This is a genomic window from Parvibacter caecicola (assembly GCF_003725335.1).
In the GTDB taxonomy this organism is placed as follows: domain Bacteria; phylum Actinomycetota; class Coriobacteriia; order Coriobacteriales; family Eggerthellaceae; genus Parvibacter; species Parvibacter caecicola.
This window is the reverse complement of record NZ_QIBY01000010.1, coordinates 41258-59760: the sequence shown is the minus strand read 5'-3', so window position 1 is coordinate 59760 and position 18503 is coordinate 41258. Positions and strand designations below refer to the sequence as shown.

Here is an 18503-nt window from a genome sequence, read left to right as displayed (position 1 = left end):
TTGCGGTCAGCCAGGTTCTGGCCGGCGTTGCCGGAAGCCAGCAGCTTCACATGGTTGGTGCGGGGGCTTTCCTCGGTGATGGTGTTCAGCAGCACCGCGTACTCGCCGTCGGCCATCAGATACCCGCTGTTGTAAATGAGGTCGGAATCCACCTCGTAGGCCTGGTACACCTTGCCGTCACCGTCGGTGGCGGTGGTGGTGCCCTGCAGGTACTTGGCCACGCTCAGGCTGCGGTCGAACAGCGCGCCATCAATCACACGGGTGCGATAACCGTAGATGCGCAGCTCGGTGGTGGCAGCGTCGCCCTCGCCCACGCTCACCCATGCGTGGCTGGGCAGGTGGTTGAAGGAGAAGTTGCCCTCGGCGTCGGTAGTGGTGGTGCGGGCGAAGGTGGTACCGTTCAGGGTCTTCACCAAACCAGCGGTGGCGTCCTTGCCGTAGGCCTCGTAGCTGGCCTCGTCGGCCCAGTTGGTATCCAGCGTCCAGCTGCTGCCAGGCACCATCTCGTAAGAGCCGTCGGCCGTGCGCTGGGCCACCAGGTAGTAGCGCTCCAGCGCGATGGCGATGCCCTCGATGCCAGGCTCGCCGGGCACCGTCTCGTACACCAGGTTGCCGTTCTCGTCCTTAACCGGCACTTCATGCTTGTGCAGGCCGTCGGCATCCCACACGGTTTCCATCTTCACTTGCTTGCCGAACAGCTTGCGGATGCCGTCGTTGTCCAGGTCGTCCCAAATCACGCCGGAGATGCTCTGGCGCGGCGCTTCCACCTGGCCCACGTCGCCGGCCTCGGCAGCGGTGAGCGGGTAGGCGTAGCGGTTGATGACGGTTTCGCCCTCAACCTCCTCCGCCTCAATCACGTTCTCCAGAATCCAGTCGTAGGTTTCCTCGCCCTGGCCCTGACCAGCGCCGGCCGGCAGGGTGATGTGGGCGTCGGGATTGGCCTCGAAGGCGCGCTTGGCGCTCTCGTAAGCGGCCACTTCCTCGTCGGAGGCGTCGTCGGCCGGTTCGGCGGGCAGGGCCACCTGGTGGGCCAGGATGGTGAGGCCCTCGTGGTTGCGGGCGGTGCGCTCTTGCGCGCTGCCGTCCAGGGCGGTGCCATCGGAGGCCACGCCGGTAGTGGCGGTGCCCACGCGGTTGGCGATCACCATGCCGCCGGCAATGCCGGTGGTGGCGTCGTCGAAGTTCTCCAGAGCCACGTCGGAGTCGCCCAGCACGGTGGCGGTGCCGTTCACATCGGCCACGGTGGCGCCGTTGTTCTCGTGGTAGCGGGTGAGCATCCACTGGTTGTCGGTATCGTCGACGGCGTTGCTGTGCTCGCCGTACAGCGAAGCCAGCTCGGCCTGGTAACCGGCCAGGTAGTAGTTGTCGTGGTCGTCCACGTAGGCAGTGGGCAGCTGCCCGGCCAGCCACTGGCCCTCGGTGCCCTCGGCGTCAGAGGTGAGCAGCGCCAGCACGCCCGGCTTCAGCCCCTCGGCGATGGTGTCCACTTCCACCATCTGGTCGGGGTCGTCCTGGCTGGGCACGGTAACCACGCGGTCGCGCAGGGTGCCGTCGGCCAGCAGCACCTTGGTGGCGCTGTAGCCAGCCACCAGCTCGCCGCCCTTGGTGACGAAGTACAAAGTTTGCTTGCCGTCGCCGGCAGCGTTGGTGCGCAGCTCGTCGGTGCCGTTCGGGTACAGGAACTTATCGTCGCTGGTCAGTAGCTCCTTGTTGGAGGTGTAGCGGTCGGCGCCGAAGCCGGTGTTCTGCACCCATTCGCCCTCGCCGCTCACGGCGCTGGTGTTGGCGCCCTCGTTCATGGCCGCCTTCCAGTACCACTGGGTGAGGTAGATCACCTGGTTGCCCAGGCCGCGCTCGTCGGCGTCCTGGATGCCGTTGTAGCCGGTGGCGGTGTTGTACACCAGGTTGCCGAACTGATCCACCGCGGTGGTGCCGTCCTCATTGAAGGTGAGGGCACCGGTGTCATCCCACACACGGCCGGTGAGGCTGCTGCGCGGAATCTTCACCAGACCGGCGTCGCCCGCCTTCTGCACGAACATCGGGCGCGGCACGTCGTAGCGCACGCCGTTGTAAATCTGCTCGTACTGGTAGGTGGTGAAGTCGGTGCGCTTCACAGCACCCTCCTCGCCGCTGGTGAATTGGTTGGCCTTAGCAGCGCGCTCGGCCACAATCACATAGCCGTCGGTGCGCCACGGGGCCGCGCCGTCGTGGTTGTTGTTCAGATAGTCGTCGGCGTCCTTGTCGGCATTCTCGCCGAAGGTGAGGTTGGTGTCGAAGGAGTTGTCGAAGTACTCCTGCTTGATGGAGATAACCTTGCCGTTCTCGTCGCGGGAAGCGTCGGAGTCGGAATCCTCCAGCGCCGCACCGCCGGTGACGGGCACGGTGATGGAATCCAGCTTATCGCCATTTGCCGGGTCATAATCCTTGCCAAAGTCCTTCTGGCCCACATTCACGCCCACATGGGTGGTGGTGAGGCCGAAGCTGGGGGCCACCTCCGCCAGGGTGATGCGGTAGGCGGTGAGGAACAACTCGTCCAGCGCCACGGCGTTGGCCTCGCCGGTGTCGGTGGTGTCGTTAGGCTGGATCACCTGCAGGCGGGTTTCGGCGTCGTCGCCTTCGCCCTGGGTGCTGGTGGCCAGGTACACGTAGCTGGGCAGCTGGTTGAAGAAGTACTTGCCCGCGTCGTTGGTGATGGAATCGGGACGGGCGAAGCTGCTGGCGGCCCCTTCGGCACCGGCGTTCTTCACGCTCACCCACACACCGTTGCCGTGGCGGGTGTCCGTATCGGAGGTCTTCTTGTCGGTGGCCTCGTCGATCACGAAGGCGCCCTCGCCGGTGGCGGGGTTGTACAGGTTGGCCTTCACGATGTCCAGCAGGCTTTCGCCAGCGGCGGTGGTGGCGCCCTCCGGCAGGTAGAACCACTGGGTGACCGACAGGGTGTGGCCGCTCAGCAGCTCTTCGCCCGGGTTCAGGATGCCGTCGAAGTTGTGGTCGCGCCACACCTTGCCGTTGATGGTGGTGTAGCCGAACTCGCCGAAGCCGCCGTTCACGTTCTGGGAGCCGGGCACGGACAGGCCGCCGTTCACGCCGGACACGCCGTTGGAGAGGTCGAACACCAGCACCTGGTTGGTACGGGGGTCGTGGCCCTCTTCGATGGCGGCGCCGTAAGCGGCACCGTTGCCGAACATGCTGCCGGCAGCAGCGGCGGTGCGCTCGTGCTTCTTGTAGTACTGGCCGGCGGTGCCGAAGGCCACATCGGCCCCGGTCACGTTGCCCTCTTCTTCACCGGTGATGAAGGTGGCGGCGTCCATGCGGTCGCCGGAAGCGGCTTCCACGCTGCCGCGGGCCGCCAGCACAATCTTGCCGTCCAGGGTGGCCTTCACGGTGTTGGTGCCCTCGGGCGCCTCGGCCGGGTTGGCAGCGCTGCCCTCGGCGGACAGCAGGCTCTGCACGGAAGTCTCGTTCCAGGCCAGCGGGTAGTTTCCGGTTTCGTAGCCGCTGTAGGCGGGGTTGCTGCCAGCGTTGTTGGCGCTCATGGCGTTGGAGTTCACCGCGTCGCTATCGGTTGTGCCCTGCTGCAGCAGAGTGGCGGGCAGGCCGTTGATGCTCTCGGCATCATCCTCGGTGATGGCGCCGCCCTGCACCTCCACGGTATAGCCGGCCAAGTACTCGGCCGACATGGTGGGGGCCACCGCAGGCGCGGCGGGCACGGCCGGCTGATCCCCTTCGGCCGGGCGGCCGTCGGTGGCCACGCTGCCGGGGATGTAAGGCGAAACGAAGCGGGTGGGCAGGTTCTCGAAGGCGTAGTCGCCGGCGAAGGTGGCCAGCGGCAGCAGGCCGTTCTCGTCGGCCTCTTCGGCCCAGATGGTGTCGTCGGTGTGCAGCCACACGCCCACGTTCTCTATATAAGTAGCACCGGGGATGACGAAGGTGCGCTGGTTGGTCACCGGCGCCTCCTCGGTCACGCCCGCCTCGGCGCGAGTGTAGCCGTCGTTGCCAAAGGCGCGGTTCAGCACCCAGATGCCCTTGAGGTCGGCCAGCTGCTGGTCAGTCACGTCGGCGGCGCGGTAGGCCACGCTGTCATCGCCCAGCACCCACTGGATAGAGTTGTCGTCCGCCTCGGCCAAAGCGGCCCACGGCTCGTTCAGGCTGTAGGTACCCTGTTCGGGAGTGTCCTCGGTGGCGTCGGCGGTCTTGTTGTAAGTGTAGGCCTCGGCAGCCGGCACGAAGTACCACTGCTTCAGGATAACCTTCTTGCCCGCCAGGCCGGTGTCGCCGGTCACCGTCTGCCTGGTGCCATCGTCGCCCAGGATGCGGGTGAAGATGCCGTCGTAGATGCCGGCAGTGTTCAGCGGGTTTACCGGAGTGTCGCCGGCCGGGTCTTGCTGCACGAAGCCGTCCGCGTCGGTGCGGTCGTAGTCCTCGCCGCCGGCGGTGCCGAAGTCGGCGTTGTAGTCGTCGCGGAAGATGGTGCCGGAGATGGTCTCGCGCACCGGCTCTCGCAGGCCGGCATCGTTGCCGCTGCGGTTGGCAGGGCGACCCAGGTCGTACACGATGGAAGCCTCATAGGTGGGCTTCTCCTCGTCACCCTCGCTCAGCATCACCACGCCGCCGGCCACTTGCTTGTCGGTCAACACTTCGTACAGCGGCAAATCCACAGTAGGCGCCAGGCTGTAGTCCATGAAGTCGGGGGTGTTCTGGTTGGGGTTGTTGGAGTTCAGGGCGCCGGCCTTGGTGGACTCCACCGTTTCGTCGTTGGGGGCGTCCAGCAGCACGGTGTACTCGTCGGCGCCGCCGCTCACTTGGCTGGCCATCAAGTAACCGCTGTTGTAGATGAGGTCGCTGTCCTCGGTGTAGCTGGTGCCGGCGGCGGAGTAGTCGTTGCCCTGCAGGTACTTGGCGGTGCCGTAGTAGCGGTTCCACCAATCGGCGTCGGTCATGCGCACCCGGTAGCCGTAAATCACCAGCTGGCTGCTGGCGGCCTTCTCGGGGGTGATAGCCTTGCCGTTGGCGTCAACGCTGTTGCCGTCGGCGTCCAGGTACACCACGCCATGGGTGCGCAGGTTGCCGAAGCTGTAGTTGCCCGCCTCGTCGGTCACGGTATTGTGGTCGGCGCCGTCGGCGGCGGTGGACACCCATACGCCGGTACGGGCGGCATCGGCCACGATGGCACCGTCGGTTACCAGCATATCGGCCGCGACCGCTTCCAACGCCGCCTTCTTGTCGGCGTCGCTCATGGCGGCGAACTCGGTGGCGCTGGGGCTGGTGGCCGGCGCCGCTTCCTTCACCACGTTGCCGAACACGTTGCGCTCCTCAGCCGTGGCATCGCTGAAGCTGATGGCCACATGCACCCAGGTGGTGCCGGCTGCGAAGTTGTCGGTGCCGGGCAGGCCGCGGGTTACATCGGCGGCGTAGGCGGCGTAGTCTTCATCGCTGGCCCAGGTGGGATCGAGATGCCAGCCATCACTGCTGGCGGCCGGTGCCTCCCAGCTGTCGGTTTCGTCGTTCCAAGTGGCCTGGTTGGCGGCGGTGTAGTAGCGCTCCAGCGTCAGCTGCATGCCGGCCACGCCCGCCTCGGTGGCACCCTCGCCACGGCTCTGGTTCAAGCCGTCGTTGTTGTCGTCCATCCACACCTGACCGGTGATGGTGGGCCGCATCAGGTGCATCTCACCGGCGTCGCCGCCCTGGGCGCCGCGCAGGATGTCGCCGTTCTCGTCCTTCTGCTCGTTGCCGTTCTCGTCCAGCAGCGGGCGGTAATCCAGCCAGTCGTAGGTAACCAGCTGGCCCTCGGGGATGCCGGGCGCGTTGTCCTGGGCGGTGGGGTTCGGGTTCAGCACATCTTCCAGCGCAACCGTCACCTTCGACACCTGAATGTTGTTGTCGTCCAAGTCGGGGTCGGTGGCGCTGCCGGTGTTGTCGGCCGCCACGCCGGCCAGGATGATGTGGCCGCTGTGGGCCCGCAGGCCGGTAACACTTTCGCCCTTCACGGTAACCACGGTTTCCAGCGCGGTGAAGGAGTAGCCGCCGGCCACGCCCTTGGCGGAGCTGGCATCGCTGTCCACGTCGGCGCTGTTCAGCGGCTTGGACTGCTCTTCGCCCTCGCCAGCAGCCACTGGGGTGCCGCTGCGCCAAGCGGGCGCATGATAGTCGGTCAGGTTCCAGGTGGTGTTGTCCTGCTGCGAGCCAGCGAACAGCGGCGCGTTCTCATCGTCGATCTGCACCAGCGGCAGGCTGGTGCCCTCGGCCGCCTGGGCCTCGTCGTTCAGAGTTACGTTGGCCTCCTGCTGCTTCAGCACGCCCAGTTCCACCCGATAGCTGGCCAGGAAGTGGCTGCCATTGGGAGCCGTGAAGGCGGAGGGCAGCTCGTTGAAGTTGTAAATGCCGTTGGTGCTCTCGTCGTAGGTGTACAGAGGCTCACCGGTTTCGGGATCGGTTACCGGCTGATTGATGATGCCGCCATTGCCGTCCTGCACCTCTTCGGTCACCGGCACCGCGGTGGTGCCGGCGGTTTTCACCGCAATCACGCCCTGCTTCTCGCGCACCTGCCAGGCCCCTTCGGTGCGGGGGCCCACCAGCCGCTTCTTACCGCCCTTGTCGGCGGCAGTGCCGGCATCGATCACGCCGTCGTCGGGAGTGGTGTCATCGGCTACTTCCCGCTTCTCCCACTTGCCGGTGTAGGTATCCATGCCAAACAGCGGGTTGCGCACCCACAGGCCGCTGAAGTCGCTGGCCACGTCGTAGTCCTTGGCGCCCAGCGCGTACTCGGCCCCTTCCTCGGTGAGGTAGGCGTCCGCCAGCATGGGCAGCGCCAGCTCTTTCAGGGTGGCCGCCTTCTCTTCGTCGCTCAGGGCGTTGAAGGCCTCCTGATCTTCCACTTGAATGGGCAGGTAGAACCACTGGGTGAGGTACACATCCTCGTCGGCGATGCCCGGCTCGGCCGGCAGCAGCTCGGTGCCATCTTGCGCCAGCACCGGGCCGTCCTGGATGCCGTTGTAGGCGCGCTTCTTGTACAGCGCGGCAATGTCCTGGGCGGCGAACTCGGTGGCCGCCACCTGGGCCTTGGCAACCTTGGCCTGCAGCTTCTCAATCTGGCTGGTGAGGCTGGCCTTTTCGGTAGCGCTGGTGGAGGCGTCCAGCTGCGCCTGCAGCTCGGCAATTTCGGCGTTCAGGCCGTCAATCACCTCGGCGGGGTTCTCCACCATGGCCAGCAGTTCGTTGTAAGCCTCTTCCTGCAGGGTGTCGTCCCACACGCGGCCGGTGATGTTGGCGCGCGGCACAGCCCGCAGGCCCACGTCCCAGTTGAACAGGCGGGACGCGTCGCCCAAATCGTAGATGGTATCCAGATGCGCCTCGCCCGCCTTCAGCACCAGCTTGCCGGCGGAATAGTCAATCTCGGCCTCGTACTCGGCCTTGTCGGCTGCCCACTGCTTGTACAGGCTGCGGTAGGTGGTGTTCTCGTCGTTCAAAGTGTTGTATACCGCCAATGCCGCATTGTACTTGGCTTCGGCGACATCGTAGGCAGCCTTCAACTGGTCGTACATGGCCTTGTAGCCGATGAAATCGCTCTCGTATACCTGGTACCAGTCGCCCACCTTGTAGTCGTCGCCAGTGGCAGGGCTCGTCCACACCATTTGGCTGTCGTCGTTGGTGAGGAACTTGTTGCCGCGTTCCAGCGTCTCGTTCAGCGGCGCCTGATCGCCCACCTTGAAAGCGGCTCCCGTCACCGGGTCGATCCACACCGGATTTTTGTCGTCGTCCACATCGGTGGCCATGGTGGCGGTTACTGTCTGCTTCTTGGGGGTATAGGTGTTGGTGCCCTCATCGTAGGTGAAGGCCGGGTACAGCTGGCCAATCTCGTAGGTTTGGCCATTCAGCGGGTGACGCAGCACCTGCTTGCCCGCCAGCGGGTACTGGCTGGCATCGTTGGTAACCTGCTTGAACACCGGCGCGTCTTCGCCAATCTCGTAAATCACGCCGTTGGGGTCGGTGTACACGTAGCGGGTAACGTCGTTGCCGTCCTTGTCCTGGGTGGTGATGGGCGTCTTCGCCATTTCTTCGGTCACCACTTGGGTGGCGGCAGTGTAGGAGAAGTTGCCGTTGTACCACTTGGTGTAGTCGTCGTAGTAATCCTGGGGCAGGTAGCCGCCGCTGACGCCCGAACCGGCGCGGTTGTTGAACACCAGCTTCACGTTAGTGACCAACTGCGGGAAGCGCTCGGCCATGGTCTGGCCCGGCTTCAGGTCGGAGGCGCCCACGGTGGGGCCGTATTCCTTGTTGTTCAGCGGGCTCTTGTAGTAGAAGCCCAGCACGTTCTGCCACTCCTGCACGAAGTTGCTGAAGAAGTCTTGGTACACGTCGTTCTTCTGCTCGGCCGTGTAGTTGTGCTCGGCGCCGTCCTCGCCAATGTAGACGTTGAATTCCTTGTTGGCGGGGTTGAAGGTAGAGGGAGCCGGCGGCTCGTACACCTCGGCGGGCATACGCAGCTTGATGGCCTGGGCATTGTTCCACTCGGCGTCCACCGCCGCCACGAAGGCAGCGTTGGTGTTCAGGCCAATCTTCTGGGTGAGCGAGGTGAAGGCCACCGTGTTGGCCCCCGCTTCCTGGCGCGCCTGGTTAATGGCGGTCCAAGCCGCGTTGTAGGCCTCCACCGCGGCGTTGTACTCGTACAGCTCCTTCAGGGCCGCGTCCGCTTGGTCGATGGAGATACCGGCGCGGATGGCGTCGAAGTCGGGACGCACTTCGTCGTCCCGCAGCGCCACGTCTTCGTTGGCCTCCAGGGCGGCGGCGTTGTCGGCGTCGGCCTTGGCGTTGTAGTCGGTCACGTAGGCGCCGTTGGCGTCCAGCCATTCCTGGGTGGGCAGCTTGGGCTCGCGACCGTCCATGTCGCGGATAACCTTGTGGTTGATGGTGTTGGTTTCCATCTGGTCTTCCTGCAGGCTGGCGGCGGAAGAGCCGGTGTAGATGGTGGAGCTGTGCACCACGGTCTTCATGGTGCGCAGCTCGTACTTCACCTTCACGGTAACCGTCTCGCCGGCCGGCACCAGCACGCCCTTGAACTGCACGCAGGCACCCAGGTTGTTATCCATGTAGTTCGGGTCGATGGTGCCCAGGGTGGGCGACGCCTCGCCGTTAGGCACATCGGTCTTGGTGATGGAGTAGTCGATCACCTTCACCCAGTTGGCATCGGTCTCGCCCGCAGCCACGTCATCGGCGTTCAGGCCGGCGCTCTCGCGCGGCTTCGGATCCAGGATGGTCACGAACTGGGCCCGCTCGGTTTCGTTGGTGTAGGTGGTGGTGTACTCCACCTGGTTCACCGTGCCCTCATCGAAGTTGGTGAAGGCCACCGGGTTGGCGGACATCTTGCCGATGGCGGCAAGCACGATGTACTCGTCATCGAAGGAACCGGTTTCGTGCATGCTGCCCGGCTCGTTCAGATAGTAAGTAAGGGTGGTCTTGCCGTCCAGACGGCTGCCGTCGGTCATCTGCTGCGGGTCAAGCTTGTTGCCGTAGTAGTCGTACTCGGCTTCCGCCTGGGAAAGCACGCTGGTGGCCACCGCTTTGCTCATCATGTCGCTGTCGCCGTCGATGGTGTGCATCCAAGTTTGGTTGGCCTCGTCCCAAATCACGGCGTCGCGCAGGGTTACAGCGTAGTCCTCGTCCAGGGTGGCCAGGTCTTCCTGGTCGATGCGCAAACGGTAACCGGCCAAGTACTTGGTCTTGTAGTCCTCGGAGATGGTGTTGTCGCTCACCTGGGTCGGATCCACCACGTAGGTGGACACGTCGCGGAATAGGTAGGTGCCGGCACTGGCGGCCTCGCCGGTCCAGGCCTCGCGCAGGGCGCCCTTGAACTCTTGGGCCAGGTTGCCCTGGGCGTCGTACACCTTGCCATCGCTGCCGATGGACTCGCCGGCATCGGTATCCACGTTGGCCGGATCCTTCAGGCCCCAAACGGCCGGGTACAAACGCCACTTGTACATGTCTTCGTAGCTGTTCTCCCCCAGCACCTTGCGGATGCGCGGCAGCTCCATGAAGCTGCCGGTTTGGTTGCCCTCGGCGTCCAGCACCTTGCGGAAGCCATCCACCGTCTTGCCGGTGTCGGTGCCGTCGGTTGCCAGCACGTGCCAGGTGCCGCTCTCGTCGGCCTTGGCGGTTTCGCCAGTGGGCTTGCCGGAGCGGTCCACGATGTAGGCGGCGCTCAGCACGAACTCGGTGGCGCTGCCGTCGCCCTTCAGGATGGTGCCGTCGGCAGCCACGGTGGCGCCTTCGCCGCCGAACTGCTCGTCGGTAATGTCGTCGGCGGTGGTGGGAGCGTAGTACCACTGCTCCATCTTCACCTTCACGCCGTTGTCGTCGCGGCCCTGGCCGATGCCCTCTTCGTCATCCTGCTGGATGCCGTCGTAGTTGGCGTCGTTCCACACGGTGTTGCCCACGTAGCCCTTGGTGCCGTCCACGTAGCCCAGGGCGAACTTGTTCTGGCGGGCATAGCCCATCCAGGGATTCTCCTCGTCTTCGTAGATGGCCACACCGGTGATAACGCGGCCGGTGGCGGGGTCGGTGGTAACGGTGCCGGGCACCATGGGCAAATCGGCGCTGAACGGGTAGGTACGGGCCGATCCGGAAACGTAGCGCAGGTCGTTATCGTAGATGGGCACGTCCTGCTCCACCTCGTGCATGTTGCCGTCTTCGTCCACCTCAACCACGATGGCCTTCTCGTCGTACACCAGCGGCTCGCGCAGCGGATCGTTGTCGGGCAGGGTGTCGTCGCCGGCGTTGGGCAGGGTAAGCGGATCGTTCACCCACGTGGTAAGGGTGGGCTTGATCAGGCGGTTGCTCACCGTGTTGGCCGCCTTCAGGATGTAGGTGCCGGGGCGCAGGCGGAAGCGGAAGAAGCCGTCGGTGCCGGTGCGCAGCGTGGCCAGGTTGCCGTCGGCGTCGGTGGCAATCTTGCTGGAGATGATCACGTTGCCGTTCTCATCGCGGGTGGTCTCGTACACGTTGATCTGGATGTCTTCCAGACGCTTCTCCTCCGCCAGGCTGGCGCCCTTCATCCGCTGCCAGTTGTCACCGCTGCCGGTGCCCTGGGAGTCCAGCAGCGAGTTGATGTTCTCGTCGGCCTCCATGGTGCCGTCGGCCAGCATGTCGTCGCGGTAGGCCACGCCCTCGAAGGTGACGCCCTGGGCGATGCCCAGCTTGTAGCCGGTGGCGCGCTGGTCGTAATCCTGGTGGATCTTGTCCTTCAGCTGGTCGTAATCGGCCTTGTTCACCCAGTCGGTGTCGTAGGCCACCGCTTCCACCTTGATGGTGCCGGTGGTCACAATCAGCGCCGCCGGGGTGTTGGCGGCCTCGTCCGCCTCGCGGTGCTCGGTCTCTACCTCAACCTGGGCCCCGGAAATGCCGATGGTCTTCGAAGTGGGCGAGTAGTTGTAGTACTCCTCGTTGAAGGTGTAGCGCAAACGGTACTCGCCCGGCTTCAGGTTGGAGAAGATGAAGTAGCCGGGGTTGCCGTAGTAGTCGGTCTTGGTGATGGTGGACAGCGGCGCGCCACTGTCGGCGTTGATGTAAGCGCCCCAGGCGTCCAGCTGCGGCTTGCCGGTACGGGCGTCGCAGATTACCCAGCGATCCTCGTGGTTGGTGCCGGAATCGTTCACCAGGGTAACGCATTCGCCGTCGCGGTTCACCGGATTGCCGTACTGGTTCAGCAGCTCAATCTTCACACCGTTCAGGCCCGGGTCCTCGGTTTCGCCGTCGTAATCCACGTCGATCAGGCGGCTGCCGGAAACCGTCTCACCTTCCACCGGGTTGCCATTGGCGTCGTACTTCTGCCAGGTGCCGGTGGAGTTGTCGAAGCGCTCGCCAGTTTCGGGGTTCAGGCCGCGGATGAGGTAGCGGCCATTGGCGGACTGCTGGTAGGCGGAGTCGGTGATATGGGTGGTGAGGGTTTCGCCGTTTTGGTCGGTGACGGTGTTGGTAACCGGGTTGCCATTCTCGTCCAGCTTGTAGCCCAGCAGGTCGTCTTCGGGGGTACCGGACCAGTCGGAGTCAATCCACACGTAGTCGCCGATGTAGCCGCGGTTGTCCGGGGCGTCCACGAAGGCGCCGGCACGCACGTTCTCCATCAGATATGGACGGTTGTTGGTGCCGTCGGAGTTCACGCGCTGCAGGAAGGTGTTCCACTGGGTAACGTCGGCAATCTGGCCGGAACGGGCGTTGTACTGCTCCCTCAGAGCCTCGCGCTCTTCCTCATTGGAGACACCCTTCAACAGTGCTTCCTGCTCATCCTCAGACAAACTGGAGAACATGTCCACATCGCGCATGCCACTGCGATTGCCCAGGAACTTAGGCAGGTTCAGCGGGGCTTCCAGGTCGAAGTTCAGACGGTTGTAGCCCTTCTGGTACAGGTATTCGCTATCGGCCGGCTGAGCCCAAATGGAACGCAGCGCCCGCAGCAGGGTTTCCTTCTCGGCCGGATGGGCCGCCACATACTCCTTCAGCTCCTCGAGGGATACGAAGTTGTTCTCGTACATCTTGGCAGGAGTGCAGTCGGCATCGCTGTACAGGGTGTAGCCCTTCGCAGCCAGCCAGCCCTCGAAGGTTTGCTCGGGGGCGTTGGCCGGGTAGTTCACACGATCCTGCACCCACTCGGCCTCACGGGCCTCGTTGGCGCGACGGTTGGCCATGGCAACGCTCAGGTTCTCCCGCAGGCTGTCGATGAGGTCCTGACGTCCTTCTTCCTGGCTTTCCTCGGGAATCTCCTCGCCGTCTTCATCCTCGTTGGACAGGGCGCCCTTCTTCCAAATCCACATCAGGCCGTCTTCGTCCATGGGGGCGATGGTAACCACGCCGTCGGTGGTGGTCTTCTTGAAGGGACCAACCCACATGTACACTTCCTTGCCGTCCACCATCTTCACGCCGGCGGCGCCGGTGTTGTCGTTGGCGTTGGAAGAGAACTTCACCACATTAATGGAGTCCAAATCCATCAGGTAGCCGGTCCACTGGGAGTTACGGGGGCGCGGCTCCAGCACATTCATGGGCTGGTAACCGTCCTCGTAGTGATCGATGATGAAGTCGTAGTTCTCATCCACCATCGGGGTGCCGTCTTCGTTGTACTTGTAAATCGGAATCTCGATTTTTTGCTTCCAGCCGTCTTTGGTGTACTCGAACTCGTAGTTGTTGCCCGTCACCACATTGCCCACGGTCTCGGATACACTGCCCAAGCCAGTCATGGATTTCACCTGGTCTTGGGTGTAAATGCGGTCGATTTCCGACACTTCAACGTTATAGGCGTTGTAGTCGCCCTCATGGGGCAGCACGTCGTAGAGCACCACGTTGTTGTAGTAGCGAGCGGTGTCTTGCTTGGGGTCGGGGTTCACGGCGCTGTTGGCATAAGAGAGCGAACCGCCTTCGGAAACCGGCGCCGGGCCATCTTTGCGCTCGGTCTTCTGCTTTTCAAGGTCGGTGGTAACCGTCTTAGTTTGGCTGACCGAGGTAGAGGTGGTGAATTCCAGCGAGCGCAGCTGCATGGACAGCTGGCTCTGGTTGGTGTTGCCGTCCAGGTTAACGTCGCGGGTATCGGTGTCGGAACCGCGGGTTTTGCCGTCGTCGTTGCTGGAATTGGGCAGATAGGGGTTGTAAGTGCCCGGCTTGAAGCCGTAGCCAGTGGTGGTGAGCAAGGTTTCCGCTACTGCGGTTTCAGCGTTCTCGTCGAAGGGCACCAGCAGCTCAACAATTACCGCCTGACCAGGCAGCAATACGCCGTTGTCCACCTCGCCGCCGCTCTGGGCGCCGGTGAAGTGCCAGGTGAGGAACTTACGGTTCACATCGGAGCCCTCCGACACGCCGCCCAGCTTGTCCTGCACGCGGAAGTCGGCGTTGCTGGAGTTCACGTAGGGGTTGTTCAGGCGCGGCACCGAAGAACTGGAGGCCGACACAATGTCCTTCTCGAACTGACCGGTCTCGGCGTTGTACACCTGGTACACGTCGGTGTTGGTGTCGTTCATGTTGGCCACGTAGTAAGTCCAGATGGGCTGCTCGGCGTCAATGTTCTTGGCATAGCGGTCGCCAGCCTCGCGCACCGAGGTGTAGGACTCATCGAAGTAGTAGTACTTCGAGGTGTTCACAGGCTTCTGGGCGGCAATGGAGCCGTTCTCGCGCCACTCTTCCAGCTTGCGTTCGTATTCTTTGTACTTCACCAAATCGGCAGCCAGCTCATCGCGGCTCACGTACTTCAGCACGCTGTCGTCGAGGAACTGCGAGCCACCCAGGCCCTCCACCACCGGCAGCACTTGGGAAATCTGCGGGTTGGTGCACATGTCCTCTTCGTAGCCCACGTAGTTCAGGCGTTCCATCTGCTCGGCAGAGAGGTTGGTGAGCACGATCTTGTAACGCACCATCTTCGACTGGCCCATGTTGATGGTGCTGGGGCTGGTATTCCAGCTGTAGCCCTTGGTGGACTGGCCGTCGAAGTAGCTGCGGTAGATGTCCAGCGCCAGCACCGGCTCTTCGGGGGTGCGGAAGAAGCCAGCACGGTCACGCTCGGTTTCCACGAACTTGGTGTCATCGTAGCGCGGGGTGGCCGATACAAAATGGTTCAGGTGCACCGTGGCCATGGCGTTGGAGGACCCTGTGTTCATCGGGGCTTCGCCGGCAAACACCACATACACGATGGTGCCGGAAGGCAGCTCGTCGCCGGGGCTCACAGCGCGCTCGCGATCCACGCCGTTCACGTTCTCCATGCGGTACATGCGGGTGGCGGTGCCCTTGCGGCTCTCATCCTTGTCGTCGGCGTTGTACACCTCTTGGATGGCCAGGCCCACCTCGTTCAGCATGCTCTTGGCGATATCGAGAGTTTGGCCAATCACGTTGGGCACGGTGGTGGGCACGCCCACCACGCCGCCGGTTTGCAGCGCCGCCTGGAAGGCCTTTTCGCCCAGACGGGAAGCCTGGCCGATGGTGGGGCTGTTCTTCACCGAGGTGTTGAAGCAGATCTTCGGAGCATTGGTGGTCATGCCCTCATGGATGAAAGTTTCGCTGTTCAGCAGCACGTTGCCGTTCTTGTCCAGCTGCGGGGTGCCGTCGAAGTTCCAGTTCCAGCTCCAGCCGCTGTTCATGCGCAGCGGGTCCAGATCATCGGCTTCCTGGATGCCCTCGGTGTAAGCGGCATGGTCGGGGTTGCCGTCGTCCAGCATGGCGTCTACCGCCAGGCGGAAGCCGGTGGGCACACCCTTCTTAGTGGCCAGGGTGTCGTTATTCACGGTGGCGCCCTTCGGCACTGCTTTGATAACCCAACGAATCTGCTTGGCCTGGTACTGCGGATAGTTGCGCATGAAGTCGGCCGCATGCAGCGTCACGTTAGTCTTGTCGGAGATGGCGTAACCGGTCTTGTCGCCGATGGCCACCCACATGGCGCTGCTGCTGTCGGCAGTGTTGTAGTCGGTGGAATCGCCTATGCCGTCGTAGTCATCCTCACCGTAGAAGTAGTCGCGATCGGCGTCGGTGCCGGCCAGCGCGTAGTTCTCTTCGTCTTGGTACTCGGTGCCGTTCTGCTCCACATAGCCATTGCCGGCCACGGTGCGGTCGTTGGCGGCCAGGCGCACGAACATGAACACACGGAAGTCTTGCTCTTCCCTCGCCGCCTCGTTCTGGGCGGTGCGGGTAACCTTGAAGTTGCTGGTCACCTTGCCGTTCTCGTCCAGCACGTTGCCGTTGCTGTCGAGGGTGTAGGTGATGGCCACCATCTTGTCCACCGGCTTGCCGAACTCAATTTCGGTGCGCTTCTCAGTGCGAGTGATGGAGCCGTTCTCAGTCAGCTCGGCAGTCACGTCTTCGTTCTTGCCTTCGTAGATGTAGTTGTAGGCGCAGCTGTACTCGGCGCCGGGAATCTCCCACACGCCGGTGGAGATGCTGGAAATCAGCGAGTCAACGCGGCCCACCGCCATGGTGGGGCTCTCCAGCGGGGCATCCAGAACGGTACCCTCCAGCGTGGCCCAGTAGGGCACCTGCCAATCCACGATGAAGCTGTTCACCGCGCCGCCGGTGTTGATGGCCTGGGTGATGTAGAAGTCGTTCTCGCCCTTATTGGCCACATCGCCGGCCACGAAGATGCCCATGTCGTTGTTGGCCAGCAGCTTGCGCAGCTTGGCGGTGTCGGCGCGAACCGAGGTCATGGGCTTGCGGATGCGGAAGCTGCCCGTTTCAGCCGCCACATACAGGTCGTCGTAGTTGGTAGCGGTGGGCGGCACGGTGGTTTCGTTCACCGAGCCGTCCAGGTCGTAGTCGGCCCGCTCGCTGCCGTCGGCGCTGAACACGTCTTCCGCCAAAATGCCCTCACGGTAGAAGCGGCTTACCGACTGCACGTTGAACTGCATGCCCACTACCGGATTCCAGTCGTGCGGCGTCTTGGCCTTCATGCCCCGCAACGGCAGCGTCTTGCCGTTTTTGGTAACGGTGCCCTTCACCACGCGGGTGGCCACGGTTTCGGTGACGGTGGGGTTATCGGGGTCGATAACCTGGTTGCCGTCCTTGTCGGTGATGTAGTTGTCCTTCTCCACTTCCTTGGTGGAGTTCTCCACCTTGATGGGGGTGCCGGGAATAGTGTCGTTGGCATCATCCGGGTCAACCGTCACGTCGATGCCGGTGGTCCACCAGCCCTCGCGGGTATCGCCCTTCTCCAGCACGCCCTCGATGGGGGTAACGCCCTCGGGAATTTCCACGTCGCCGGTGAAGGTGTGCAGCCAGCCCTTCTCGGGCTTGGCCAGCAGGTTGGCCAAGTCCAGCGGATCTTCCATCCACTCCAAATCGGTAGCATGGGCGGTAATGTACACCGAAGCGTTGTCGCTGTCCCAAGCGGCGATGTTCTTCAGCTGGTCTTTGTAGGAAAGCAGCTTGCCCTCTGCATCGAACATAGAAGCATCCAGGGCGGTATCTTCACTGCCCAGGTTGTCCAAGCGGGTCTTCAGCTTCAGGGTTAGCGAATCGCCGTAGCCCAAATAGCCGTTGGCGTGCACGCCGGCATAGTAGGCGTTGATCAGCGCTTCGTACTTCAGGAATTCCTCGTCGGTGGCGTCGTCAGGGGCGGCCAACTCGAACACCACCACTTCGCCGTCATGGTCTTTGCCTTTGATGGTGGGGGTGTCGGCGGGCACTACGTCCTCGGGGTCGTCGGCGTCGGGCTTGGCGTAGTTGCTGTTGGCAGCGTTGCCCTGACCCAGCGCGGCGAAATCGTTAGTGCCCCAATCCGGCTGCGGCATGGAGCTGTCGCCGTAGGCGATCTTCACCGTCCAGCCGGCCTCGATCAGTTGCTTAGGCGTGAGGCGCTCGGTCTTCATCACGCCTTCGCCCTTCTTCTTATCGGCGGTGGTGGCGCCGGGCACCAGGTTGCCCTCCTTGTCGGCGACCCACTCCCCTGCCGCCAGGTCGGCGGTGGTGCCCAGGCGGTCCTTGTACACCCGCTCCACGTAGAACGGGTACTCGTCGCCCTCGTAGTCGCCGATGTACTTGTAGGTGGTGGGGTAACGCTCGGCCCACTCTTCGTTATCGGTCAGCTTGGCGCCATCGTAGAAGGTAACCTGGCGCGGCAGGTGCATCGAGAACACCAGCTTGGCGTGCTTCAGGTTGCCCTTGGTGGCCGGGTCATCCTTGGTGGACTTGTTGGTGACGGTGGCGGCGAACCAGGGGTTCTCGTTGTACTGCCAGGCGTCCTTGGTCTCGGAAGCCAGGAAGATGGTCTCGTGCAGAACCCAGTTATTGTGGTCATTGAAGTTGGCCACCATCTCGGTGTCGTAGCGCCAATTCTCATGCACCGGGTTACCGGTGCCGCGGTAATCGCCGCGGGCCGCCTGGTCCAGCGAGATGTTGTTCAGGGTGCGGGCCACGGTGCCGTCGGCGTTGTAGGCGTATACCCAGCGCTCAGTCTTGAAGGAGTCGATCACGGTACCGTCATCTTGGGTGATGGTGGCGGGCACGCGGGAGTCGTAGTGCTCGGTGGCCACCAGGCGGAAGGTACCGTTCTCGCGCACCGGATTGCCCTCGTCGTCCACCACAGGGTTGCCGTTCTCGTCCTTCTTCTGGCCGCCGTCCAGGCTGTACAAGGTGGAATCCCAGCCGTATACCGCGCCGGTCAGCGGGTCGCGCTTGTAGGTGCGCTCCAGGCTGAACTTGGTGTAGGTGTTGTAGCCGGTGATCTTGGTGGGGTCGGCCGGATCGCCGTAGACGGGATCGCTCTGGTACTGGTTCAGGATCAGGTACACCCACTTGCCGTCGGCGGAAATGCCGCGGGTGGCGTCCTGCACCTTGTACTGGATGTCGGTGTCGCTGTATTCCACCATGGTGGACTTGCTACCCAGGTTGGCGGTCACGTAGTTGGTGCCGCGGCCGGGGTTGGAAAGGGTTTGGTTGCTGCCGGTGGCGTAGGTGTACTGGTTCACCTCGATCAGCGGCTTGGCGCCGTTCACCTCACCGCGGGTGGAAAGCTTCTTACGGGTAGTGGTGGTAACGTTGCCGCTGGT

At 63.4% G+C, this 18503-nt stretch carries 1 protein-coding gene (cut by both window edges); it reads right to left on the bottom strand.

All 18503 nt of this window come from inside a single coding sequence — locus DMP11_RS06835, PASTA domain-containing protein (protein WP_148041104.1), on the bottom strand. Of the gene's 79695 coding nucleotides, 40035 precede the window and 21157 follow it; the stretch shown corresponds to coding positions 40036-58538, spanning codon 13346 (complete) through codon 19513 (partial); reading right to left, the first codon wholly in view occupies positions 18501-18503. Both codon boundaries (start and stop) fall beyond the window edges.